Consider the following 24473-nt stretch of genomic DNA (forward strand, 5'->3'; position numbering starts at 1 on the left):
CCGGCCGCCGAGTAGCGTAACGGCATGAAGCTCACGATTCTCGGCGGCGGCGGATTCCGCGTGCCCCTCGTGTACGGGGCGCTGCTCGCCGATCGCGGCGAGGGCCGCGTCACCCGGGTCACACTGCACGACGTGGACGCGGACCGGCTCGACGCGGTGGCCCGGGTGCTCGCGGAACAGGCCGCCGCGCACCCGGACGCGCCCCGGGTCGTGGTGACCCGTGACCTCGACGAGGCCGTGCGCGGTGCGGACTTCGTGTTCTCCGCGATCCGGGTCGGCGGTCTCGAAGGACGCGCGGCCGACGAACGGGTCGCCCTGGCCGAAGGCGTGCTGGGGCAGGAGACCGTCGGCGCGGGCGGGATCGCCTACGGGCTGCGTACGATCCCCGTGGCCATGGACATCGCGCGCCGGGTCGCCGGGCTCGCCCCCGATGCCTGGGTCATCAACTTCACCAACCCGGCCGGTCTGGTCACCGAGGCGATGAGCCGGGTGCTGGGCGACCGGGTGATCGGCATCTGCGACTCGCCCGTCGGGCTCGGGCGGCGGGTCGCGCGGGCGCTGGGTGCCGACCCGGCGACGGCCTGGATCGACTATGTGGGCCTCAACCACCTCGGCTGGCTGCGCGGGCTACGCGTGGGCGGTCGCGACGAGCTGCCGCGGCTGCTGGCGGACACCGACGCTCTGGGCTCGTTCGAGGAGGGCAGGCTCTTCGGGCCGGATTGGCTGCGGTCGCTGGGCGCGGTGCCCAACGAGTATCTGCACTACTACTACTTCAACCGCGAGACGGTACGCGCCTACCAGGAGGCGAAGCAGACACGCGGCGCGTTCCTTCGGACCCAACAGGCCGGTTTCTACGAGGAGATGCGGCGTCCCGGCACACCCCCGCTGGAGACCTGGCACCGCACGCTCGCGGAGCGCGAGGCGACATACATGGCGGCCAACCGCGAGGCGGCGGGGACCGGCGAGCGGGACGAGGACGATCTGGAGTCGGGCGGCTACGAGAAGGTGGCACTGGCCCTCATGCGTGCGATCGCGCGCGACGAGCACACGACGCTGATCCTCAACGTCCGCAACCAGGGCACGCTGGCCGTGCTGGACGCGCAGGCCGTGATCGAGGTGCCCTGCTTCGTGGACGTGAACGGCGCGCACCCGGTGACGGTCGACCCGCTGCCGTATCACGCGGCGGGTCTCGTGGCCTCGGTGAAGGCGGTGGAGCGTGAGGTGCTCGCGGCGGCGGAGAGCGGTTCGCGGGCGAGCGCGGTCAAGGCCTTCGCGCTGCACCCCCTGGTCGACTCCGTGAGCGTGGCACGGCGGCTGCTGGAGGGATACCGGGCCGAGCATCCCGGACTCGCCTATCTGACCCGGCCGTAGGTCCTGTCGTCGGATCAGGCCGGACGAGCGGCGGCCGTCAGCCGGAGACGACCCGCAGCACTCCCGGCCGACGACCGTGGAGACGGTCGAGGGCCGCGGCGGTGAGGTCGTCGGCGGGGAGGTGGACGACCAGGCGCTGATCGTCGTCCGCGGGCAGTTCGAGGGTTTCGTACGCCAGGCGCAGCTCACCCGCCTGCGGGTGGACGAGCCGGGTGACCCCGTTCGCCTTCGGCAGGCCGGGCAAGACCTCCGCCCGGTCGGCGAAGGCGGCCCCGGCCATGACGGTCAACTCGTCCGCGAGGAGCGCGACTTGCTGATCCGCACGGAAGGGACCCTGCTTGAGCGCGGCGACCTGTTCGTCGGCGACCTGGTCCCAGTCGGGGTAGGCGGCCTTGGCCCGTTCGTCGAGGAAGACGAAGCGGGCCAGGTTCGGCGGGGTGCCGTCCAGCAGGCCCATGGGCCGTGCGAGACGTTCGTAGCCCTCGGTCCAGGCGAGGATCTCGCCGAGCCGGTTGAGCAGGACGGAGGGTGCGGGCTCGAGGCTGTCGATCAGGGCCCGCACGGTGGGCCGCACCGTACGCGACGGGATCGCGGCACCCATGCAGCTGAAGCCTCCCTCCGCAGCCTTGGTGATGCGGTGCAGATGGACGCGTTCGCTGGGGGTGAGCCGCAGTGCGTCGGCGAGAGCGGCAAGCACGGGCGCGGACGGCCGGCGGTCGCGGCCCTGCTCGAGCCGGGTCACGTACTCGACGCTGACGCCGGCGAGCGTGGCCAGTTCGGAACGGCGGAGCCCGGGCGTACGGCGGCGGGGGCCGGTGGGCAGGCCGACTTCGGCGGGGGTGACGGCCTCGCGGCGGGTGCGCAGGAACAGGCCCAGCTCGTTGTCGCTCACCCGTCGACCGTAACAGCGGGGCCCGGGCGGATCGTGGCCCTGCCACTACCAGCCTCGGCCCGGCCTTCCTCGGGTCGGCCGCGACCGGCAGGTTGACGGGTGTGCGGTGCGAAGGCCGCACGTTCACGATGCCGACAAGGAGAACACCCATGTCCGATGCAACCCTCGATCTCGCAGTGATCATCGGCAGTGTCCGGGAGGGCCGGTTCGGCCCGGTGGTGGCGAAGTGGTTCGTCGAACAGGCCGAGCAGCACGGCCGGTTCACGGCGCACCTGGTCGATCTCGCCGACACGCCGCTGCCGTTGGAACTGCCACCTGTACCGCCGGCGCTGCAGCCCGATCTGCCGCGGCCGGACGGCATGGCGGACCTCACGCGGCGGATCCGCGAGGCGGACGCGATCGTCGTGGTGACTCCCGACTACAACCGCAGCTTCCCCGCTTCGCTGAAGGCCGCGATCGACTGGCACTACACCGAGTGGCAGGCCAAGCCGATCGGTTTCGTCGGTTACAGCGGCGGCAGCGGTGGTCTGCTCGCGATCGAGCAGCTGCGACAGGTCTTCGGCGAACTGCATGCGCACACACTGCGCGACTACGTGTCCTTCCCGCGCTACTTCGAGCTCTTCGCTCCCGACGGCACCCTCGTGGAGCCGCAGGGCCCGAACGGCGCGGCGAAGGTGCTGCTCGACCAGCTGGAGTGGTGGGGCTCGGTGCTGCACGACGCCCGTCGGGACCGTCCCTTCGCGCTGTAGGGAGGAAAGTGCCCAGCCGGACGGCGGCCCGCCCCGGGTGACGGGCGACGAGGGGGACGGCTGCGCCGCGTGTTCACCAACCCTGCCTTCGTCGCTCTCGGAATCCTTGCCGATCAGGTGCGCGGCGAGCGCGAGCCGCTCAAGGTCCTCCGGATCGAGTGGCTCGTGCCGACCGGCCTCCGACAGGATCGCGAGCACGTCCCCCCAGGCGTGCCGCGCCGGTGCTCCGTCGGGGGCCTGGGTTACGGCTGGCTTCAGTACCCAGCCTCCCAGCACCCGGACAAACGCCCCCGAGAACCACACCGACACCCCAGGAGCCCTCGATCAGCCCCCGGTCAAGCGCGAGAGCTTGGGGAGGGTACGGCGCACCCACCGGCAGGCGCACGGCGCGGCAGCCCCCTGGGGCGCGGCGCTCAGCGACACCACCCGCACGGCCGTTCCGGGGGCCGCTCCGGCGCGTTCCAGCAGATCGCGGACGCGTACGCCGGTCCACCGGGCGGACTTGCTCCGGCCTTCCACGCAGGCGATGGGCAGCGTCACGGTGTGCAACGTGCAGCCCGCCGCGCCCGCGGTGCCGGATCCGGAGGTGCCGGGGACCAGGGGGCGTGTGCCGGCCAGGTGTGCCCCGGGGATCCGGGAGCGTGCACGGAAGCCACCAACGCCCCAACTCGAAGGCGACCGGCTATTCGCAGCGAGTCCGGCAGGTCTGCGGTGGCTGATACGCCTCGTCTGAGACGTACCATCAACTCCCCTGTCTTTACTACGAGTTGACCTCATCACTACGCTCCCTCACCATGACCTCATCCGTCGCGGGAATCCGCAGAGCCGGTCTGTTCGCCACCGCGGGCGCCGTCCTGGCCGTGCTGCTCCTCGGCACGGGCGCCCCGACCGCCCGGGCCGATGCGCCGGTGACCGAGGCCGCGACGGTCGTGCCGGTGCAGACCACCGGCCCCGCCGACAAGCGGTTCAACCTGGTACTGCTGGGCGACGGCTACACGGCCGGTGAACTGCCCAAGTTCCGTGCGGATGTCGAGACCCACCTCAATGTGCTCTGGTCGACGGAGCCGTTCGCCTCCTACCGGTCGTACATCAATGTGTGGGCGGTGGAGGTCCCGTCGGCCGAGTCCGGCGTGGACTGCGACCCGGGACTCGGCGACCCACGCCGTGACACCCCTTTGAACATGGGCTTCTGGGGCGGCTGCACTGCGGACAGCGTGCAGCGCCTGCTCAGCGTCGACAGCGCGGCGGCGACGGCGCTCGCGGACCTGATACCTGGCACCGCGGGCGCGAACCGGCAGATCGTCGCGCTCGCCAACAGCGGCACTTACGGCGGAGCGGGCGGCACCTATGCGACCGCGTCGGGCGGCAACGCGCTGTCCTCGCTGATCACCCCGCACGAGATAGGGCACTCGCTGGGCAAGCTCCAGGACGAGTACGACTACTACACCCGCGGTGTGCCCGGCGGCGTCCACGCGGACGGCGAGCCGGGCTCGGCGCATCACACGCTGCTCACCGAGGACGAGATGAGGCAGCAGCGGGCCAAGTGGTGGCGCTGGCTGGGCGAGAAGAGCGAGGCCGGCGGGGTCATAGGCCGGTACGAGGGCGGGATGTACTCCACCAAGGGGGTGTGGCGGCCGAGCAGGCACTCGCTGATGAAGACCCTCGGGTACGCCTTCGACCAGGTCGAGCGCGAAGTGATGGTGCAGAAGATATCGGCCAAGGTGAACCTGGTGCAGGACCACACTGCGAACTCGTTCCCGATCGGCGACGACCGGACGGTGTGGGTGGACACACTGCATCCGGTCGGCGGTGAACTCGACGTCGTATGGCGGCTGGACGGCCGCCGCCTCGTCGATGCCGACGGTGCGCGGACGGTCGATCTGCGCGCACTGCGCCTGCGGCCCGGGACGCACAGCCTGACGGCAACCGTCACCGACCCCACGCCGTTCGTCCGCGACCCGGCGATCCGCGGGTCATCCGCGCTGACCCGGACGGTGAGCTGGACGGTGGACACTGCCGTCGGCACACCGCCGGACCAGGTGACCGCCGCCTTCACCGGGCACACCGACACCTCGGCCCCGGTGGGTGCGGACGCGGTCGTCCACGCGGACACCAGCCATCCGAGCACCCGGAACCTGTCGGTCCGCTGGGCGCTCGACGGCCGCCCGGTCGTCAATGCGGGCAACGACCGCGACCTCGACCTGGGCACGCTGCGCCTGCGCCCCGGCACGCACACGCTCACCGCCCGGATCGCCGGCACCGGCGCCCGGCTGTCCTGGACGGTGGACGCTTCCCCGGCCGGGAGCGCGTACGCACTCTCCGAGCCGCTGCGCACGGTCCACCGGCCCGGCAGGCCGGTGGAGTACGTGTACGACGGCCCCTTCACGATGGAGCTGACCGCCCGTGACGAACACGGCGGCCATGTGGTCCGCCAGTTCAGGGTCGACGGCGACGGCTGGCAGACGTACTACGGCTGGCCGACGGACGCGGACGCCCCCTACCGTTTCACCCCGCGAGGCACCGAGATCGACGGCCTTGTGTACGGCAAACTCGGCACACCTCGCGTGGTGCCCTGGGACGACGCGACGCCGGACTACGGCACCCACACGATCGAGTACCGCACCGTCGACTCCGCCGGGAACGTCTCGGCCGCGAAGAAATTCCTGGTGACACTGCTCCCCCCGCGGCAGCAGCTCAGTTGACCAGGAAATCCGCCTTGCCGGACTTCGCTCCCTGGATGAAGGCGGCGATCTCGCCGGAGGTGTAGATCAGCGCCGGGCCGTCGGGGTCGGCGGACTGGCGTACGGCGACCCGGCCGTCGGCCAGTCTCATGGCCTCGACGCAGTTGCCGCCGTTGCCGCCGCTCCACGGTTTGTGCCAGCCCTCCTCGCCCAGCTCAGCAGCGGGCATGCCGTTGTATATGTGATCCATTCACAGCTCCTTGCGGAGATCCCGGAGAATCTCCTTCGTGCGTTGCGCAGTCGCAGCCTGGGCCGCCATACGGTCCATGACCTCGAGGTGCGTGGCGACCTCGGGGCGGGCGTCCAGATAGACGGCGCCGGTCAGGTACTCGCTGTACACCATGTCGGGGAGTTCGGGGATGGCGAACCGGAACAGCACGAAGGGACCGTAGGTGCCCGGATGGTGACCGGTCTTGAACTCCGCGATCTGCAAGGTGACATGAGGCAGTTCGGCGCCCTGGAGCAGTTTGTCGATCTGGCCCGTCATCACGCCGGGTCCGCCGACGGGCCTGCGCAGCACCGTCTCGTCCATGATCACCCAGAATCTGGGCGCATCCGGACGGGTCAGCAGGTTCTGCCGCTCCATCCGCAGGGCCACATGACGTTCGATCTCCTCCGTCTCGGTGTGGCCGATCGCTCCGCCGAGCATGATCGACCGCGCGTAGTCCTCGGTCTGCAGCAGACCGGGCACGAACTGCGGTTCATACGCACGGATGAGGCTTGCGGCACCCTCCAGGCTGACGTACATGCTGAACCAGCCCGGCAGGACGTCATGGAAACGCTGCCACCATCCGGGCTTGTTGGCCTCTTCGGCCAGCTCGAGAAAGCCGCGGGCCTCCTCGTCGGGCACCCCGTACACGCCGAGCAGCAGTTGCACGTACGGAATCTTCAGCGCGACCTCGGCCGTCTCCATCCTGCGGACGGTGCCGGGGGCGACGCGCAGCACCTTGGCCGCTTCCTCGCGCCTGAGACCTGCGCGTTCCCGCAGATCCTGCAGGCGCTTGCCGAGAACCACCTGACCCACGGTGGGGGCGGACCGCGGTTCACTCACTTGAGACCTCCCCACGTGCTCTGTTGCGAGCAGTGTGCCACGGCACCCCAACGATGAATATGCCCACTCTGCATTTTTCAAAGTGGCTCTTGCCAAGGTGCTTGATGCAGCGGGAGAGTGGGGGCGTGAACCGTGACGCGCTCACTGCCCAGCTCCTGGACCCCCACTCCGGAACCGACCTCAACCGGTACGGCTTCGAGCTGCCGGCGCGCGTCGAATTCGTCTCACAGGCACGGAAACTGGCGCGAGATCAGCTCCGCTACTGGGGCATCCACGGCGATCTGCACGACACCGCGCTGCTCGTCATATCCGAACTCGTCACCAACGCCGTGGTGCACACCGGCGGAAGTCTGGTGGCCTGTGAACTCCTCAATGGAGAGCCGCAGTTGCGCATCACCGTGCAGGACCAGGGGTCGACGACCACGGGTCCGCGGGTGTGCCGCAACGCCGAGGAGGGCATCGCCGCCGAGGAGGAGCGCGGGCGCGGCCTGCTGCTGGTCGAGGCCGTCAGCAGCGCCTGGGGAGCACACGACTGTGAACACGGCACCGGCCGCATCGTCTGGGCGGAGCTCTCCCGCGAGACGGGATGGGCGTGCTGAGAAGCCTGGCGGCGTTTCTCACCCGGAGCGGGCGCCACGACGAGGGGCACCACACCGGCGCGCGACCGCCGGACCGTCGGGAACCCCAGGGCGGCGCGGGGGACGGAACGGGGACGGACGCCGCGAGGCGGGACTTCGAAAGCAGGCTCGCTGCGAGCTGGAGCGGTGAGAGCCGGCTCACCCGGCTCCGCGTCCCGTCAGGGATCCCCGTCACGCTCGGCTGCGACGCCGTCGGTGTGCCCGCGCGCTACGGATTCCGGCTTCTTGCGCGGTTGCCGCGCAACGGCTGCGTCTTCGCCGACAGCCACTGGTGGTGGTGGATCGTGCCGGCGGGCTCCGACCTGGGGCTGACCTGGCCGCTGCCGTCGCACTACGCCCGCGGGGCCCGGGTACCCGCGACCAGCCCCCGGCTGGTCGGCCCGTCCGACAACTCCAGCCCGTACACCCCGCCGATCCCGCTGTACCTCATGACATGCCAGCTCACGGGCACAGCGCCGCTGTGGCCGGTCCGCGTCGGGACCGGCAGGCCATGATCGGGGTTGGCCGCCCCGCGGCGCAGTACGACGGATAGGCTTTCGGGCATGTCAGAAGCCAATACGGGCCCGGAGCGGCAGGGGCTCACACCACGTCAGGCGCGCCACGTCCGCATCGCGCTCTCCGCCGCCATCATGATCGCCGTGGCGGTCACGCTGGTGCTGCGGCTGGGCAGCACGCACTCCGTGCTCACCCTGGGCTTCTACGGCATCGCACTCATTCTGTCGGGCAGCGCGCTGGTACTCAGCCGGGTGGGGCGCACAAAGGTCGCCACCGCGGTGCTCGGTGTCGGCGTCGCGGTGGCGATCGTCGCGGAGTGGGCCATCGCCGCGATGCGCTGACAGCGTGCGGGGGCACAGGTCAGGCCCCCGCCCGGGGGATTGGCGGGGGCCTGGTCTCTGGGATGGTGCGGGTCGGTCAGTAGCGGTAGTGGTCGGGCTTGTACGGGCCCTCGACCTCGACGCCGATGTACGACGCCTGCTCCGGGCGCAGGGTGGTCAGCTTGACGCCGAGGGCGTCGAGGTGGAGCCGGGCGACCTTCTCGTCGAGGTGCTTGGGCAGCACGTACACGTCGGTCGGGTACTCCTGCGGCTTCGTGAACAGCTCGATCTGCGCCAGGGTCTGGTCGGCGAAGCTGTTGGACATCACGAACGACGGGTGCCCGGTCGCGTTGCCCAGGTTCAGCAGCCGGCCCTCGGACAGCACGATCAGCACCTTGCCGTCCGGGGACGTCCAGGTGTGGACCTGCGGCTTGACCTCGTCCTTGACGATGCCCGGCAGCTGCGCCAGACCGGCCATGTCGATCTCGTTGTCGAAGTGGCCGATGTTCCCGACGATGGCCTGGTGCTTCATCCTGGCCATGTCCGAGGCCATGATGATGTCCTTGTTGCCGGTCGTGGTGATGAAGATGTCCGCCGTCTCGACGACCTCGTCCAGCGTGGTCACCTGGTAGCCGTCCATCGCCGCCTGCAGCGCGCAGATCGGGTCGATCTCGGTGACGATCACCCGCGCACCCTGGCCGCGCAACGACTCCGCACAGCCCTTGCCCACGTCGCCGTAACCGCACACGACCGCGGTCTTGCCGCCGATCAGCACGTCCGTCGCCCGGTTGATGCCGTCGATCAGCGAGTGCCGGCAGCCGTACTTGTTGTCGAACTTCGACTTGGTGACCGCGTCGTTCACGTTGATCGCCGGGAACAGCAGCGTCCCGTCACGGTGCATCTCGTACAGACGGTGCACACCCGTCGTGGTCTCCTCCGTCACACCGCGGATCCCGGAGGCGAGCTGGGACCAGTTGATGGTGGAGCGGCCCAACAGCTCCAGTACGACACGGAATTCATCGCTGTCCGCCGTCGACGGGTCGGGAACCGCACCCGCCTTCTCGAACTCGACGCCCTTGTGGACCAGGAGCGTGGCGTCGCCGCCGTCGTCCAGGATCATGTTCGGGCCGCCGGTCGGGGTGTTCGGCCAGGTCAGCGCCTGCTCCGTGCACCACCAGTACTCGTCCAGCGTCTCGCCCTTCCAGGCGAAGACCGGGACGCCCTGGGGGTTCTCCGGGGTGCCGTTCGGGCCGACCGCGATGGCGGCGGCGGCGTGGTCCTGGGTGGAGAAGATGTTGCAGGACGCCCAGCGGACCTGGGCGCCCAGCGCGACCAGCGTCTCGATGAGCACCGCGGTCTGCACGGTCATGTGCAGGGAGCCGGTGATCCGGGCGCCGGCGAGCGGCTGCCGCTCCGCGTACTCCTTGCGGATCGACATCAGGCCGGGCATCTCGTGCTCGGCGAGCGTGATCTCCTTGCGGCCGAAGGCGGCCAGGGAAAGGTCCGCGACCTTGAAGTCCGTGAAGTCAGCGGTCGGCTGCGAGGGCATGTGCACTCCTTGAGTTCTGGATGTTCTGATGGATCTCGAGCGTCGCGTTGGACCGGTTGAGCGTGATGTAGTGCAGCCCCGGGGCTCCTTCCGCCAGCAGCCGCTCGGCCATCACGGTGGCGTACTCGACCCCGATGCGATGACCGTCGGCCGGCCGGTGCCTGGCCGCCTCCAGCCTGCGTGCGAGCCCGTCGGGGAAGGCAGCGTTGGACAGGTCGGCGAAGCGCCGGATCTGCTTCACATCGGTGGCGGGCATGATCTCCGGGATGATCGGCGTGTCGCAGCCGGCCGCCGCCACCCGGTCGCGCAGCCGCAGATAGTCCTCGACGCGGAAGAACATCTGGGTGATGGCGTAGTCGGCGCCCGCACGGCACTTGGCGACGAAGTGGCGGATGTCGCTCTCCCAGTCCGCCGAACGCGGATGACGCTCGGGGAAGGCGGCCACACCGACACTGAAGTCCCCCAACTCACGGATGAGTGAGACGAGTTCATGAGCGTGGGTGAAGCCCTGCGGGTGAGGGTCCCACCGTCCGCCAGGGTCGCCCGGCGGGTCGCCGCGCAGGGCCAGGACGTCGCGGATGCCGGCGTCGGCGTACTGGCCGACGATGTGGCGCAGCTCGGCCGTCGAGTGGCCGACGGCGGTCAGATGGGCCACCGGCCGGAGCGTCGTATGGGTGGCGATCTTCTTCGTCACGGCGACGGTACGGTCCCGGGACGACCCGCCCGCGCCGTACGTCACCGAGACGAAGGCCGGTGCCAGGGCCTCGATCCGGCGGATGGCGTCCCACAGACGCTCCTCGCCGGCGTCGGTCTTCGGCGGGAAGAACTCGAAGGAGAACGTCCTCTCCCCCGCCGCCAGGACATCACGCAGATCGCGCACGCTGGTCACGGGCGGGCACCTCCCGCGTTGAAGTAGCTTGCCTCGGGGTGGTGGAGGACGATCGCGTCGGTGGACTGCTCGGGGTGGAGCTGGAACTCCTCGGACAGTTCGACGCCGATGCGCTCGGGCCGCAGAAGGCCGGCGATCTTCGCCCGGTCCTCGAGGTCGGGGCAGGCGGGGTAGCCGAGCGAGTAGCGGCACCCCTGGTACTCGGTGCGGAACATACCGCCGAGCGAGTCGGGATCCCCTTGCGAGATACCGAGTTCGGTACGCACGCGGGCGTGCCAGTGCTCGGCGAGGGCCTCGGCCAACTGGACGGACAGGCCGTGCAGTTCGAGGTAGTCGCGGTAGGAGTCGGCCTCGAAGAGTTTGGCCGTGGCCTCGCCGATCCTCGAGCCGACGGTGACGACCTGCAGGCCGACGACATCGGCCTCACCGGACTCCTCCGGGCGGAAGAAGTCCGCCAGGCAGAGCCTTCTGCCCCGCTGCTGGCGGGGGAAGGTGAACCGGGTCCTCTCCAAACCGTCCTCGCCCAGGATGATCAGGTCGTCGCCCTTGGACACGCAGGGGAAGTAGCCGTGGACCACGGCCGCCTCCAGCAGGTTCTCGGTGTGCAGCCGGTCCAGCCAGCCGCGCAGCCGCGGCCGGCCCTCCGACTCCACGAGCTCCTCGTACGAGGGGCCGTCACCGGCGCGGGACTGCTTCAGGCCCCACTGGCCCTTGAACAGGGCGCCCTCGTCGAGCCAGGAGGCGTACTCCTTGAGCTGGATGCCCTTGACGACCCGGGTGCCCCAGAACGGAGGGGTGGGGACCGGGTTGTCGATCGCGACGTCGGAGCGTACGGCTCCCTCTTCGGGGCGCTCCTCGACCACCGCGTCGGACGTGGCCCGCACGCGGCGCTGCTTGAGTTCGGGGAGGGTGGCGCCGGGGACGCCGCGCTTGACGGCGATGAGGGCGTCCATCAGCCGCAGGCCCTCGAACGCGTCCCGTGCGTAGCGGACCTCGCCCTGGTAGATCTCGTGGAGGTCCTGCTCGACATAGGCACGGGTGAGCGCCGCGCCGCCGAGGATGACCGGGAAGTCGGCGGCCAGCGAGCGCTGGTTGAGCTCCTCCAGGTTCTCCTTCATGATCACCGTGGACTTCACCAGCAGGCCCGACATGCCGATCACATCGGCCCGGTGCTCCTGCGCCGCCTCCACGATCGCGGACACCGGCTGCTTGATCCCCAGATTGACCACGTTGTAGCCGTTGTTCGACAGGATGATGTCGACCAGGTTCTTGCCGATGTCGTGCACATCACCGCGCACCGTGGCCAGCACGATCGTGCCCTTGCCCTCGGCATCGGACTTCTCCATGTGCGGCTCGAGGTAGGCGACCGCGTTCTTCATCACCTCGGCGGACTGCAGCACGAACGGCAGCTGCATCTGACCCGAGCCGAACAGCTCACCGACGACCTTCATGCCCTCCAGCAGCGTGTCGTTGACGATCTCCAGCGCCGGACGGTCCTGGAGCGCCTCGTCCAGATCCGCCTCCAGACCGTTCTTCTCCCCGTCGATGATCCGCCGCTTGAGCCGCTCCTCCAGCGGCAGTGCCAGCAGCTCCTCCGTCTTGCCGGCCTTCATCGACTTCGTGTCGACGCCCTCGAAGAGTTCGAGGAACCGCTGCAACGGGTCGTAACCCTCGCTCCGGCGGTCGTAGATCAGGTCCATCGCGACCTTGACGGGCTCTTCGTCCAGTCGCGCGATCGGCAGGATCTTCGAGGCGTGCACGATCGCCGAGTCCAGACCGGCCTTCACGCACTCGTCCAGGAACACAGAGTTGAGCACAAGCCGCGCCGCGGGGTTGAGGCCGAAGGAGATGTTGGACAGGCCCAGCGTCGTCTGCACGTCCGGGTGACGGCGCTTCAGCTCACGGATGGCCTCGATGGTGGCGATACCGTCCTTGCGGGACTCCTCCTGCCCCGTGCAGATGGTGAACGTCAGGGTGTCGATGAGGATGTCGGACTCGTGGATCCCCCAGTTGCCGGTGAGGTCCTCGATCAGACGCTCGGCGATCGCGACCTTCGTCCCGACCGTGCGGGCCTGTCCCTCCTCGTCGATGGTGAGAGCCATGAGCGCTGCGCCGTGTTCGACCGCCAGCTTGGTGACCTTGGCGAAGCGGGACTCGAGGCCGTCGCCGTCCTCGTAGTTGACCGAGTTGATGACCGCCCGGCCGCCGAGCTTCTCCAACCCGGCCCGCAGCACCTCGACTTCGGTCGAGTCCAGCACGATCGGCAGCGTCGACGCGGTCGCGAAACGCCCCGCCAGCTCCTCCATGTCCGCCACACCGTCCCGGCCGACATAGTCCACACACAGGTCGAGCATGTGGGCGCCCTCACGGATCTGGTCCCGCGCCATCTCCACACAGTCGTCCCAGCGGCCCTCCAGCATCGCCTCACGGAACTTCTTCGACCCGTTCGCGTTCGTCCGCTCACCGATCGCCATGTAGGAGGTGTCCTGACGGAACGGCACCGTCTGGTACAGCGACGCGGCACCCGGCTCCGGGCGCGGCTCACGCACCGGCGGCTCCAGGCCGCGCACGCGTTCGACGACCTGGCGCAGGTGCTCCGGCGTCGTGCCGCAGCAGCCGCCGACCAGCGACAGCCCGTACTCGCGCGCAAAGGTCTCCTGCGCATCCGCGAGCTCGGACGCCGACAGCGGATAGTGCGCGCCGTCCTTGCCCAGGACCGGCAGGCCCGCGTTGGGCATGCAGGACAGCGGGACACGGGAGTGGCGGGCCAGATAACGCAGGTGCTCGCTCATCTCCGCCGGGCCCGTCGCGCAGTTCAGACCGATCATGTCGATACCCAGCGGCTCCAGCGCGGTCAGCGCCGCACCGATCTCCGACCCGAGCAGCATCGTGCCCGTCGTCTCCACCGTCACCGAACAGATCACCGGAACACTCACCCCGACGGCCTCCAGAGCCCGCCGCGCCCCCAGCACCGCCGCCTTGGTCTGCAGCAGATCCTGCGTCGTCTCCACCAGCAGCGCATCCGCACCGCCCGCGATCATGCCCTCCGCATTGCGCTGATACGCGTCCCGCAACGTCAGATACGGCGCATGCCCCAGCGTCGGCAGCTTCGTACCCGGCCCCATCGACCCCAGCACCCACCGCTGCCGGCCCGTCGAGACCGTGAACTCGTCCGCCACCTCACGCGCGATCCGCGCACCCGACTCCGACAGCTCGAACACCCGCTCCGCAATGTCGTACTCCGCCAGCGCCGCGAAGTTCGCACCGAACGTGTTCGTCTCCACACAGTCGACCCCGACCTCGAAATAGGCCGCATGCACCGACCGCACGATGTCCGGCCGCGTCACATTCAGGATCTCGTTGCAGCCCTCGAGATCCTGGAAATCCTCCAGCGTCGGATCCTGCGCCTGAAGCATCGTGCCCATCGCACCGTCCGCCACCACCACACGGGTGGCCAGCGCCTCACGCAGGGCTTCGATCCGGGTCCCGGTCATGTCGCTGCCGTCACGTACGGGGCCAGTTCGGCCGTCGGCCCTTCGCCGTAGGCGCCGCGGACGCGCTCCAGGAGATCGGAGCCGTTCAGCTCCTCCGGCTGGGTGCCCGTGGTCTCCAGCACGGTGGTGGCGAGCGCGCTGCCGAGCTGAGCGGCACGCTCCAGGCCGAGATTCCAGGCGGTCGCCGCCAGGAATCCGGCTCGGAACGCGTCGCCTGCTCCGGTGGGTTCGATCGTCCCGGCCGGCGCGACGGCAGGGACGTCGACCGGCCGCAGGCCCGCTCGTTCCACATGGACCCCGTCCGCGCCCCGGGTGGTCACCCAGGTGCCCACCCGGCCCAGGATCTGCTGTTCGGTCCAGCCGGTCTTCTCCTGGATGAGCACGCTCTCGTACTCGTTGGTGAACAGATAGGCCGGCCGGTCGAGCAGGGCGCGCACGTCGTCGCGGCCCATGCGGGCGAGTTGCTGCGAGGGGTCGGCGACGATCGGAATACCGAGGTCCGCGCATTCGAGGGTGTGGCGCACCATCGCCTCGGGATCGTTCGGCGAGATCACCACCAGGTCGAGCCCGCCCGCCCGTTCATGCACGGGCCGCAGCTCGATGTGGCGGGCCTCGCTCATCGCTCCGGTGTAGAAGGAGCCGATCTGGTTGTGGTCGTCGTCGGTCGTGCACATGAAGCGGGCGGTATGCAGCGACTCGCTGACGCGCACGGATTCGGTGTCGACACCGTTCTCCTTCAGCCAGACCTGGTAGTCGGCGAAATCCGTGCCCACCGCACCCACGAGGTAGGGGGCGAGGCCCAGCCGGCCGAGGCCGAAGGCGATGTTCGCTGCCACGCCGCCTCGGCGGATCTCGAGTTCCTCGACAAGGAAGGAGAGTGACACCTTGTCGAGGCTGCCGGCGATGAGCTGCTCGGTGAACCGGCCGGGGAAGACCATCAGGTGGTCGGTTGCGATCGAACCAGTTACGGCTATGCGCACTTCGGTCACTGCTCCTTCGTCGGTCCGGCTGCCGTCAGTCGGCGATGGCTGCCTGGCGCAGCTTCTCGGCGCGGTCGGTGGTCTCCCAGGTGAACTCGGGGAGGTTCCGGCCGAAGTGGCCGTACGCCGCGGTCCGGGAGTAGATCGGGCGCAGCAGGTCGAGGTCGCGGATGATCGCGGCCGGGCGCAGGTCGAACACCTGGTTGATGGCCGACTGGATGCGCGGGACCGGCGCGGTCTCGGTGCCGAAGGTCTCCACGAACAGACCCACGGGCTCGGCCTTGCCGATCGCGTACGCGACCTGGACCTCGCAGCGGGCGGCGAGACCGGCGGCCACCACGTTCTTGGCGACCCAGCGCATGGCGTAGGCGGCCGAGCGGTCCACCTTGGACGGGTCCTTGCCGGAGAACGCGCCGCCGCCGTGGCGGGCCATGCCGCCGTACGTGTCGATGATGATCTTGCGGCCGGTGAGGCCGGCGTCGCCCATCGGGCCGCCGATCTCGAAGCGGCCGGTCGGGTTCACCAGCAGACGGTAGCCCTCGGTGGGCAGCTGGACGCCGTCCTCGGCGAGCTGCTGGAGCACCGGCTGCACCACGCAGTCGCGGATGTCGGGGATGAGCAGCGAGTCCAGGTCGATGCCCGGGGCGTGCTGCGAGGAGACGACCACCGTGTCGAGACGCACGGGCTTGTCACCGTCGTACTCGATGGTGACCTGGGTCTTGCCGTCGGGGCGCAGATACGGGACGGTCCCGTTCTTGCGGACCTCGGACAGCCGCAGGGCGAGCCGGTGGGCGAGGGTGATGGGCAGCGGCATGAGTTCGGGAGTGTCGTCGCAGGCGTAGCCGAACATCAGGCCCTGGTCGCCGGCGCCCTGCTGGTCGAGCTCGTCGACACCGTCACCGGCGCCCTCGACACGCTGTTCGTAGGCGGTGTCGACACCCTGGGCGATGTCGGGCGACTGGGCGCCGATGGAGACCGAGACGCCGCAGGACGCGCCGTCGAAGCCCTTCGCCGACGAGTCGTAGCCGATCTTGAGCACGGTCTCGCGGACCAGGCTCTGGATCTCGGCGTATCCCTGGGTGGTGACCTCACCGGCCACATGGACCTGGCCGGTGGTGATCAGTGTCTCGACCGCGACCCTGGACTTCGGGTCCTGGGTGAGCAGCGCGTCGAGGACAGCGTCGCTGATCTGGTCGGCGATCTTGTCGGGGTGACCCTCGGTCACGGACTCCGAGGTGAACAGACGAAGGGACACGGAACCTCCAGGGTGCGGCACGCAGTTGCCGGGCTTGTCCTTCCGGGCAGACTGCGCGGGACGGCTGCAGGAGGGCTCAAAGCCGGCTAAACGGCGGGCGACGGATGTCAGTGAGCGCTCGGGGGCGTGCTGCGGGAGCCGAACCATTCGATCCAGTTCATGGCGAAGAAGACATCGCCCGAGATCTTGAGCCGGCCGTTGACGAAGGCGTCGGTGCCCTTGAGTTCGCCGATGGCGAGGGCGACGAGATCCTGGACGTCGAGACCGATGGTGGCGTCCGCGGGGCGATCGGCGGCGACGGTGGCGGTGCAGCTGCCGGTGTCGACCACGATGTAGCGGTGACGTACGCCGAGAGGGGTGTTGACGGCGTAGTGGAAGATGCCGGACTGCCCGCCTGCCCGTTCGGGGCGGAAGCAGGCACGGAACCATTCGAAGACGAGCTCGAGCACCCGGTCGATGTCGTCGGGCGCGTTGCCGTCGGCGGTGGCGCCGCTTTCGGCGAGCTGCTTGAGCCGGCGGTAGCGGGCGTCGGCCGGGGACGTCATGACGCGTCGCCGCCGGTGCGGGGAGCCGGCACGGTCGCCGTCGTGTGCTCGATGAGGACGGAGGCGTCCTTGTCCCCGTCGCCCGCCGCGACCACGGCGGCGAAGCCCGCCCGGACGGTGTCGAGCACGGGCATGGTGACACCGGTCGCCACCGCGTCGTCGATGGCCAGGCGCAGGTCCTTCTCCATCAGCGTGGAGCGGAAGAAGGCGGGCTCGTAGGTGCCCTTGCGCATCAGTTCGGCGCGGAAACGCATGACGACGGAGCTGAATCCGCTGCCCGCGACGGCGGCGAGCAGCCGGTCGCGGTCGAGTCCGGCCCGCACGCCGTAGGCGACCGCCTCGGAGAGCGAGGCGACCTGGGCTCCGAGCAGCAGATTGAAGATCAGCTTGAGCGTGGCCGCGGTGCCGGGGGCGCCGAGGTGCAGCACCTCGGCGCCGATCGCGTCGAGGATGTCCGCGACCTCGGCCGCGTCCTGCTCGGCGCCGCTGGTGTAGACGCGCAACTTGCCTTCGCGGGCCTGGAACGGGTTGCCGACGACGCAGGCCTCGACGCGGCGCAGTCCGGCGTCGGCCAGCCGGGCGGCGGCCTTGCGCGCGTACTCCGGGGAGACGGTGGAGGTGTCGACCACGATGCTGCCGGGTGCGAGGACCGGCACGATCTGCCCGAACAGGACGTCGTCCACGGCTGCTTCGTCGCTGAGGCTGAGCACGACGACACTGTGGCCGCGGGCCGCTTCGGCGGGACCGGCCGCCGCGGTGGCACCGGCGTCCACGAGTGGGCGGGCCTTCGCCTCGGTGCGGTTGTGGACGGTGAGGCGGTGCCCCGCGTCCAGCAGCGCGTGGGCCATGCCGCCGCCCATGTTGCCGAGCCCGACGAACGCCAGGGCGCGCTTGTCCGCGGCGGTCCCCGGGGCGGCGGCGGTGATGCTGTCGGGCCGGGGTGCGGGCGGGATGTCGTACACCGTGTGCGTGGTGATCATCTCGCCGTGGGTGCGGTACTTGCCCAGCCGGCGGCGGTGTTCGACATGGGCAGGGCTGAGCTCGAAGGTGCGGAACGAGGCCTCGTCGGCCCAGTCGGTGACCACGTAGTAGACGCTGCGGTCGCCCTCTGTCGTACGGGACAGGGTCTGGCCGCGGTTGGCGGGCTGTCGTGCGATCGCCGACCCCACCTCCCACCAGGTCTTCTCGAAAGCGTCCTGGGTCCCGGGCTGGATCTCCATCCGCAGGATCACGCGGAAGAGCGGGGTCTCGGCCATCGGTCAGCCTCCAAGGCGTCGGCAGGGATGCCCCCGCACGTTCTCCGCTCTCGCTCGACGGCCGATCGAGGACCGGTCCGGCCCGCCCGGGCGCCGGACGGCTCCGCCCGGCAGGCAGCCAGGTCGCGCCATCCGACCGGAACCGGCCATGGCATGGTCCGGTCCCCGCCATTCCGCGTCCGGGCGCTTACCGCTCAAGTTCCACTCGAGTCTCGGCTGTCACCGTCGGACTGTGTCGTCGACCTGGAGGAGTTACCCATGAGCCAGCCACCAGACGTCCGCCCTGCGGACGCCGCGAATCCCGGGGAGCGGGATCCGCGGCGTCCGCAGACGCGCTCGCCCCGGAGGCGGCCGGCGGACGGCCCGCCGGCAGTGCGCAAGGTGCGGCGCTGGCCGCTGATCCTGCTGCGCTGCATCATGACCACGTTTCTCCTGCTCACCCTCGTGCAGCCGGTCCTGGCCGGGATGTTCATCACCGGCGACGTGGATCTGCTGACCCTGCACGAGATCAACGCGCACACCATCAGCTTCCTGAGCTGGCTGCTTGTGATCAATACGGTGCTGCTGTGGCGGCCGGGGCGCGGGCCCCTGTGGCCGCTCGCCGTCGCCGTGCTCGTCGCCTTCCTGGTGCAGCTGCAGAGCGGCTCCGGCTTCTCCCGCAATCTCGGCCTGCACATCCCGCTCGGGGTCGCGCTGGTCGCCGGGGCCACGGCCCTGACGTACTGGGCGTTCGCCTCCCGCGGTGGCCGCCGATGAGCGCGAGGCACATCCCGTCGGCGCCGTTGTCCCGGCGGAGGCTGCTGGCCCTGGCGGGCGGCGCGAGCGCGGCGGCCGCGATCGGCGTCGCGGGCTGCGGCAGTCTGTCCCGTGAGGTGTCCGGAGAGCTCCTCGCCAGCCGCTCACGGCTGCCGGAGCCGTTCCGGGTGCCGCTGCCGGTGCCGCGGACGGCCGCACCGATGCGTACGGAGCGCGGGGTCGACCACTACGAACTGGTGCAGCGTGCCGCCGAACTGGAGATCCTGCCGGGTCTGAGGACCGAGGTGTGGGGGTACGACGGCAGTTTTCCCGGCACCACACTGGTGGGCCGATCGGGCCGGCAGATGGTCGTGACCGTGCGCAACGAGCTGCCGGTACCGACCTCGACGCATCTGCACGGTGGCATCCAGGCACCCGGGTCGGACGGCTATCCGACGGATCTCGTGCTTCCCAAGGGGTACCGGCACGATCCCGCGTCCGGGGGCAAGCAGGGCCACGGAGGCCATGGGGGCGGCATGCACGTCGCCGCGGCCGACTGGAAGCTGTCGCAGGGCGCCAAGGACTACACGTATCCGCTCGACCAGCCCGCGGCCACGCTCTGGTACCACGACCACCGGATGGACTTCAGCGCGCCGCAGGTGTGGCGCGGGCTGGCCGGGATGTTCCTGGTGCGGGACGACGAGGAGGAGGCACTGAACCTCCCGTCCGGCGAGCGGGACATCCCGCTGATGATCTGCGACCGGGCGTTCGAGGAGGACGGCGCGCTGCGCTATCCGTCCGTCGACCCCTCGCTGACCGGGGCGCCGGGCGTCGAGGACGCCTACATGGAAGGCGTCATGGGCGATGTGACGCTGGTCAACGGCGTGCCCTGGCCCGAGCTGGAGGTGGATGCGGCCCGCTACCGCTTCCGGATCCTGAACGCCTCCAACGCGCGCCGCTACCGGCTCGCGCTGGAGCCCGGTCCGCGGGAGGGAGCGTCCTTCGTGCAGGTCGGCAGTGACGCGGGGCTGCTGGGCGCACCGCGCGCACACGAGGCGCTGCCTGTCGCCCCGGCCGAACGCTTCGACGTGGTCGTCGACTTCGCCGCGTATCCGGTGGGGTCCACGGTCACGCTGGTGAACACCCTCGACGAGGGCGGGATGCGCCGGGTGATGCGGTTCCGGGTCGCCCGGCCGGCGAAGGACGACAGCAGGGTGCCGCGGAAGCTCGCGGATGTGGAGGCGCTGCGGGCGGCGTCGGCGGTGGCCGAGCGGCGGTTCGACTTCCGGCAGACGAACGCCGGGGACGGCTCGGCGGTGTGGACGGTGAACGGAAAGCCGTTCCGTTCCGATGCCTTCGCCGCCCGGCCGCGGCTCGGGACCGTGGAGCGCTGGCGGTTCAGCAGCGACTTCCACCACCCGGTGCATCTGCATCTGGCGCACTTCCAGGTCGTGGCGCGCAGCGGGAAGGCGCCGCTGGCGACGGATGCGGGCTGGAAGGACACCGTGGACGTCCGGCCGTTCGAGGTGGTCGATGTGCTGGCCCGCTTCTCGGGCCACCGTGGCCGGTACATGTTCCACTGCCACAACCTCGAGCACGAGGACATGGCCATGATGGCCAACTTCCAGGTGGTGTGAGGGTGTTCGAGTCCCCGGGACAGCGCCCGTCCGCGGTCCGGCGCGCTTCTAGCGCGCCGCGACCGCTGCAATAGCCGACTGCGCCACCGTCGGCGCATCGCGGACCTCGCCCGATCAGCCATGACAGGGCAGGACGCAGCCGGCACTGAGAGGGGTTGGGGCGAGCCATGCGCGTACTGTTCACGACCTGGGCCTGGCCATCGCATCTGTATGCGCTGGTGCCGATGGCATGGGCATTCCGGGCCGCGGGCCATGACGTGCTGGTCGCAAGCCAGCCGGCCCTGTACGAGGAGACCGTGCGGACCGGCCTGCCGGCCGTGTCGGTCGGCAGGGACGTCGACGCGGTGGGGATGGTACGCGGTTACGTCCTGCCCACGGCGAACGGCCCGGCCGACGGCGGCGGGCAGACCCCGCGCAGCGGCAAGGGCCCCCGCGCGATGCAGATGTTCTACGCACACGCCGACTCGATGACCGACGAGCTGGCCCAGCTGGCGCGCGACTGGCGCGCGGACGCCGTGATGTTCGAACCGACCGCCCTCGCGGGTCCGCTGGCTGCCGCCGCTGCGGGCGTACCCGCCGTGCGTGTGCTGTACGGCACCGATCTGATGGCGCGGGCCCGCGGTCTGCTGCCGCAGGTGCTGGCGCCGCTGGCGGAGCGCAACGGGGTCGGTGAGTTCGACCCGTTCGGTCTGCTGACCGTCGATCCGTGCCCGGACGACTTCCAGGTGCCGGTCGACCATCCCCGCCTTGCCATGAGGTACATCCCCTTCAACGGCCCCGGCGGGCCGCTCCATCCCCCGCTCGGCCCGCCGGGGACCGCCGGCCGGCGCATCGTGGTGACCTGGGGTCACACGATGGCGCGGCTGGCGCCGGAGCGGTTCCTGGCCGGTGAGGTGGCGCGCGCGCTGGCCGCACCCGGCACCGAGGTGGTTCTCGCGGTCACCGCCGGCCAGGCGGCGCTCCTGCGCGACCTGCCCGGCGAGGTCCGGATCGTCGAGGACACGCCGCTGCATCTGCTCGTCGACGGTGCCGATCTGGTCGTCGCGCACGGCGGCGCAGGCACGGTGCTGACCTCGCTGCGGGCCGGAGTTCCGCTGCTGCTGGTGCCCCAGCTCCCCGACCACCTCGGCCACTCGGGCCGGGTGCTGGCGACCGGGGCGGGCGAGGTCCTCACCCGGGACGAGGCGACGCCGGAGCGGCTGCGCGCCGAGGCCGACAAGCTCATCGGCGGCGATGCCCACCGGGCCGCCGCGAACAAGCTGCGTGAGCAGATGCTGGGTCTGCCGTCCCCTGCCGAGCTGGTCGCCGAGATCGAGTCGAGGGTGGTCGCATGTGCGGGATAGCGGGATGGGTCGACTTCGAACGGGGCCTCGCCGAAGAGGCTTCGACGGTACGGGCGATGGTGGCCACGCTCGCCAATCGCGGCCCGGACGACGAAGCGGTGTGGACCGACGCGCGTGCCGCTCTCGGTCACCGCAGACTGGCCGTCATCGATGTGGACGGCAGCCCGCAGCCGATGGTCGCCGAGGAGGGCGGCCGGACGCTCGCTGTGCTGGTGCACAACGGCGAGATCTACAACTACCGCGAGTTGCGCTCGCAGTTGGAGTCGCTCGGGCACCGGTTCCGGACGGCCGGCGACACCGAGGTCGTGCTGCGCGCCTACCTCGAGTGGGGTGAGCGCTGCGCGGAGCGGCTGGACGGCATGTTCGCGTTCGCCGTCTGGGACCCGCGGGACGGGAAGCTGGTGCTCGTCCGTGACCGGCTGGGCATCAAGCCGCTGTACTACGCCTCGGCCGGCCGCGGTCTGGTGTTCGGCTCCGAGCCCAAGGCGCTGCTTGCGCATCCGTCGGTCGAGTGCGTGGTCGACGCGGAGGGCATGGCGGAGCTGCTGGCGTACATCGCCACGCCGGGTCATGCCGTCTACCGCGGGATGCGGGAGGTGCCGGCCGGCCATGTGACGGTGGTCCGTGACGGCTCGGTCACCGAGTCGCGGTACTGGACCCTGCCCCACCACGAGCACCCGGACGATCTCGCCACGACGATCGACACGGTGCGGGGCCTGCTGCAGGAGTCGGTGGCGAGCCATCTGGTCTCCGACGTCCCGCTGTGCACCCTGCTGTCCGGCGGCGTCGACTCCAGCGCGATCGCGGCGTTCGCCGCGATGTCGGGCAGTGAGCGGCCGAAGACCTTCGCGGTGGATTTCGAGGGGCACACCGAGCGGTTCCGCAAGGACTTCTGGCACGAGGACCCGGATGCGCCCTACGCGGCCGAGGTCGCCCGCCATGTCGGCACCGACCACGAGCCGGTGGTGCTACGCACCTCCGATCTCGCCGACCCGGTCGTCGACGCCGCGGCCCTGCGCGCCCAGGATCTGCCGCGCCCGATCCCCGACATGGACCGTTCGCTGTATCTGCTGCTGCGTGCGGTGCGCCAGCGCTCCACGGTCGCGCTGATGGGCGAGGTCGCCGACGAACTCTTCGGCGGCTACCAGTCGTTCCGCGACCCGACGCTCGTGGACACCGCGAACTTCCCGTGGGTCACGATGGGGCTGCGGGTCGCGCCGCACGGCATGAGCACCGGTCTGCTGGACCCCGGATTCCTGAAGAAGATCGATGTGCCGGGCTATTCGGCGCAGCGGTACGCGGAGACGGTCGCCGAAGTCCCCCGCGTACCGGGCGAGTCGGGCCAGGAGCACACCATGCGGGTGGTCGGCCATGCGCATCTGTCGCGCTGGCTGCCGCTGCTGCTGTCGCGTGACGACCGCCTCAGCATGGCGGTGGGCCTGGAGCTGCGGGTGCCGTACTGCGACCACCGGCTGGTCGAGTACGTCTACAACATCCCGTGGGCGATGAAGACCGCCGACGGCCGGGAGAAGAGCGTGCTGCGCTCCGCGGTGGCGGATCTCCTGCCGGCGTCGGTCACACAGCGCCGCAAGAGCCCCTTCCCGATCACGCAGGACCCCCGCTACGGCGAGGTGCTGCGTGCCCGGTTCAACGCCGTGGCGGGTGATCCGTCGAGCCCGGTGCAGCCGCTGCTGGACAGCGCGGCGTGCACGGAGCTCGCCAAGGAGGACCGGCCCATCGCCGTGGACGGCTGGGGCGAGCGCCGCAACGTGGAGATGGTGCTCCAACTCGACGCCTGGCTGCGGCACTACCGCGTACGACTCGACCTCTGATGGCGACGGGAAGGGACATCATGCTGCAGGAAGAGCTGAAGGAGCTCGCCGCACCGATCCTGGACAAGGTCACGGCGCATCCCTTCTGGAGCGGGCTGCGGGACGGTTCGCTGCCGGGCGAGTCGCTGGCGCACTTCGTCCACCAGGACACCGCCCATCTGCTGCCGGCCTACGCCCGCTCGCTCGCCCGTACGGCCGCCGCCGCCCGCAGCGACCGGTACACCGCGCTGCTCGGGCGGTCGATCACCGGGTCGCTGGAGGCGCGGGACAAGCTGCGTGAGGCGTACGGGAATCTGGCGCCCGAGCTCGGCGCCCCGCAGCTGGACCCGGAGGCGGCCGCCGATCCGGCGACGCACGCCCACTGCTCGTTCTTCCAGGCGGCGTCGGCGACGTCGTTCGCCGCCGGGTTCGGGGCGCTGCTGCCGATGGTGTGGTTCAACTTCCAGGTTTCCAACCATCTGCTGGAGCACCACACGCCCGGCTCGCGCTATGCGAAATGGATCGAGATCTACCACCCGGGCGAGGGATACGGCTACGCGGTGAAGGGCTTCATGGCCGCGGCCGACCGGCTCGGCGAGGAGCTCTCGGGTCCCGAACGTGCCGAGCTCGTGGACCACTTCGCCGTCAGCACCCGTTACGAGTGGGCCTTCGCCGAAGGCGCCTGGTCCAGGCCGTCCTGGCCGCTGTGAAGACGTACCGCA

The 24473-nt window shown here is 70.3% G+C and carries 22 protein-coding genes; 11 read left to right on the forward strand and 11 right to left on the reverse strand.

Annotated elements, in window-relative coordinates; genetic code table 11:
* Positions 1 to 24 precede the first annotated feature (24 nt).
* Positions 25 to 1371 (forward strand): 6-phospho-beta-glucosidase, encoded by a 1347-nt coding sequence (locus tag OHS70_RS03850; protein ID WP_328393642.1) that lies wholly within the window; start codon positions 25 to 27, stop codon positions 1369 to 1371.
* A 37-nt stretch (positions 1372 to 1408) separates the two neighbouring features.
* Here the strand turns inward: OHS70_RS03850 and OHS70_RS03855 are convergent, their stop codons facing one another.
* Entirely contained in the window at positions 1409 to 2263 is an 855-nt protein-coding gene (locus tag OHS70_RS03855) for a helix-turn-helix transcriptional regulator (RefSeq protein WP_328393644.1), read from the reverse strand.
* A 149-nt stretch (positions 2264 to 2412) separates the two neighbouring features.
* Between OHS70_RS03855 and OHS70_RS03860 the strand changes: the two genes are divergently transcribed.
* The gene (locus OHS70_RS03860) at positions 2413 to 3012 is read left to right on the forward strand and encodes an NADPH-dependent FMN reductase (protein ID WP_328393646.1); all 600 of its coding nucleotides are present in this window, start codon (positions 2413 to 2415) and stop codon (positions 3010 to 3012) included.
* A gap of 324 nt (positions 3013 to 3336) precedes the next feature.
* Here the strand turns inward: OHS70_RS03860 and OHS70_RS38980 are convergent, their stop codons facing one another.
* Positions 3337 to 3552 carry a hypothetical protein gene (locus OHS70_RS38980; RefSeq protein WP_443062556.1) on the reverse strand — a complete coding sequence of 72 codons (216 nt, stop codon included), beginning with the start codon at positions 3550 to 3552 and terminating at the stop codon, positions 3337 to 3339.
* Between the two features lie 254 nt (positions 3553 to 3806).
* Between OHS70_RS38980 and OHS70_RS03870 the strand changes: the two genes are divergently transcribed.
* Complete coding sequence (locus OHS70_RS03870) at positions 3807 to 5714, forward strand: M64 family metallopeptidase (protein WP_328393648.1); 1908 nt, start codon at positions 3807 to 3809, stop codon at positions 5712 to 5714.
* Here OHS70_RS03870 and OHS70_RS03875 read toward each other — a convergent pair.
* Positions 5707 to 5943, reverse strand: a complete 237-nt coding sequence (locus tag OHS70_RS03875) for a DUF397 domain-containing protein (RefSeq protein WP_328393650.1) — start codon at positions 5941 to 5943, stop codon at positions 5707 to 5709. The two genes, OHS70_RS03870 and OHS70_RS03875, sit on opposite strands and share 8 nt — an antisense overlap.
* Positions 5944 to 6804, reverse strand: a complete 861-nt coding sequence (locus tag OHS70_RS03880; RefSeq protein WP_328393652.1) for a helix-turn-helix domain-containing protein — start codon at positions 6802 to 6804, stop codon at positions 5944 to 5946. It abuts the gene before it with no gap.
* A 125-nt stretch (positions 6805 to 6929) separates the two neighbouring features.
* Here OHS70_RS03880 and OHS70_RS03885 point away from each other — a divergent pair, with 125 nt between their 5' ends.
* The 3 genes from OHS70_RS03885 to OHS70_RS03895 are packed head-to-tail and all read left to right on the forward strand — an operon-like array spanning position 6930 to position 8278.
* Complete coding sequence (locus OHS70_RS03885) at positions 6930 to 7403, forward strand: ATP-binding protein (RefSeq protein WP_328393654.1); 474 nt, start codon at positions 6930 to 6932, stop codon at positions 7401 to 7403.
* Positions 7397 to 7936, forward strand: a complete 540-nt coding sequence (locus OHS70_RS03890) for a hypothetical protein (RefSeq protein ID WP_328393656.1) — start codon at positions 7397 to 7399, stop codon at positions 7934 to 7936. Before OHS70_RS03885 ends, OHS70_RS03890 begins: the two co-directional genes overlap by 7 nt.
* 48 nt (positions 7937 to 7984) lie before the next feature.
* Positions 7985 to 8278: a hypothetical protein gene (locus OHS70_RS03895; protein WP_328393658.1), complete on the forward strand. Its 294-nt coding sequence runs from the start codon at positions 7985 to 7987 to the stop codon at positions 8276 to 8278.
* 76 nt (positions 8279 to 8354) lie between these two features.
* Here OHS70_RS03895 and ahcY read toward each other — a convergent pair whose 3' ends face one another.
* From ahcY to OHS70_RS03930, 7 genes are all read right to left on the reverse strand, one after another.
* Positions 8355 to 9806 (reverse strand): adenosylhomocysteinase, encoded by a 1452-nt coding sequence (gene ahcY, locus OHS70_RS03900; RefSeq protein ID WP_328393660.1) that lies wholly within the window; start codon positions 9804 to 9806, stop codon positions 8355 to 8357.
* Positions 9784 to 10686 carry a methylenetetrahydrofolate reductase [NAD(P)H] gene (metF, locus tag OHS70_RS03905; protein WP_328405393.1) on the reverse strand — a complete coding sequence of 301 codons (903 nt, stop codon included), beginning with the start codon at positions 10684 to 10686 and terminating at the stop codon, positions 9784 to 9786. The genes ahcY and metF overlap by 23 nt, the downstream gene beginning before the upstream one ends.
* Positions 10687 to 10691: 5 nt before the next feature.
* Positions 10692 to 14189 carry a methionine synthase gene (gene metH, locus OHS70_RS03910; RefSeq protein ID WP_328393662.1) on the reverse strand — a complete coding sequence of 1166 codons (3498 nt, stop codon included), beginning with the start codon at positions 14187 to 14189 and terminating at the stop codon, positions 10692 to 10694.
* Complete coding sequence (locus tag OHS70_RS03915) at positions 14186 to 15169, reverse strand: carbohydrate kinase family protein (protein WP_328405395.1); 984 nt, start codon at positions 15167 to 15169, stop codon at positions 14186 to 14188. Before OHS70_RS03915 ends, metH begins: the two co-directional genes overlap by 4 nt.
* Before the next feature lie 34 nt (positions 15170 to 15203).
* Complete coding sequence (gene metK, locus OHS70_RS03920; protein WP_328393664.1) at positions 15204 to 16424, reverse strand: methionine adenosyltransferase; 1221 nt, start codon at positions 16422 to 16424, stop codon at positions 15204 to 15206.
* Positions 16425 to 16531: 107 nt separating this feature from the next.
* A complete protein-coding gene (locus tag OHS70_RS03925) occupies positions 16532 to 16969 on the reverse strand; it encodes an SCP2 sterol-binding domain-containing protein (RefSeq protein WP_328393666.1) in 438 nt (145 codons plus the stop codon).
* Complete coding sequence (locus tag OHS70_RS03930) at positions 16966 to 18225, reverse strand: NAD(P)-binding domain-containing protein (protein WP_328393668.1); 1260 nt, start codon at positions 18223 to 18225, stop codon at positions 16966 to 16968. The genes OHS70_RS03925 and OHS70_RS03930 overlap by 4 nt, the downstream gene beginning before the upstream one ends.
* Positions 18226 to 18483: 258 nt before the next feature.
* Here OHS70_RS03930 and OHS70_RS03935 point away from each other — a divergent pair, with 258 nt between their 5' ends.
* From OHS70_RS03935 to OHS70_RS03955, 5 genes are all read left to right on the forward strand, one after another.
* A complete protein-coding gene (locus OHS70_RS03935) occupies positions 18484 to 18981 on the forward strand; it encodes a hypothetical protein (protein WP_328393670.1) in 498 nt (165 codons plus the stop codon).
* Positions 18978 to 20597: a multicopper oxidase family protein gene (locus OHS70_RS03940; protein WP_328393672.1), complete on the forward strand. Its 1620-nt coding sequence runs from the start codon at positions 18978 to 18980 to the stop codon at positions 20595 to 20597. The genes OHS70_RS03935 and OHS70_RS03940 overlap by 4 nt, the downstream gene beginning before the upstream one ends.
* Before the next feature lie 167 nt (positions 20598 to 20764).
* The gene (locus tag OHS70_RS03945; protein WP_328393674.1) at positions 20765 to 21940 is read left to right on the forward strand and encodes a nucleotide disphospho-sugar-binding domain-containing protein; all 1176 of its coding nucleotides are present in this window, start codon (positions 20765 to 20767) and stop codon (positions 21938 to 21940) included.
* Positions 21928 to 23772, forward strand: a complete 1845-nt coding sequence (gene asnB / locus OHS70_RS03950; protein WP_328393676.1) for an asparagine synthase (glutamine-hydrolyzing) — start codon at positions 21928 to 21930, stop codon at positions 23770 to 23772. The genes OHS70_RS03945 and asnB overlap by 13 nt, the downstream gene beginning before the upstream one ends.
* Positions 23773 to 23792: 20 nt before the next feature.
* The gene (locus tag OHS70_RS03955) at positions 23793 to 24461 is read left to right on the forward strand and encodes a TenA family protein (protein WP_328393678.1); all 669 of its coding nucleotides are present in this window, start codon (positions 23793 to 23795) and stop codon (positions 24459 to 24461) included.
* The last annotated feature ends 12 nt before the right edge of the window (positions 24462 to 24473 follow it).

The organism is Streptomyces sp. NBC_00390 (assembly GCF_036057275.1).
In the GTDB taxonomy this organism is placed as follows: Bacteria; Actinomycetota; Actinomycetes; order Streptomycetales; family Streptomycetaceae; genus Streptomyces.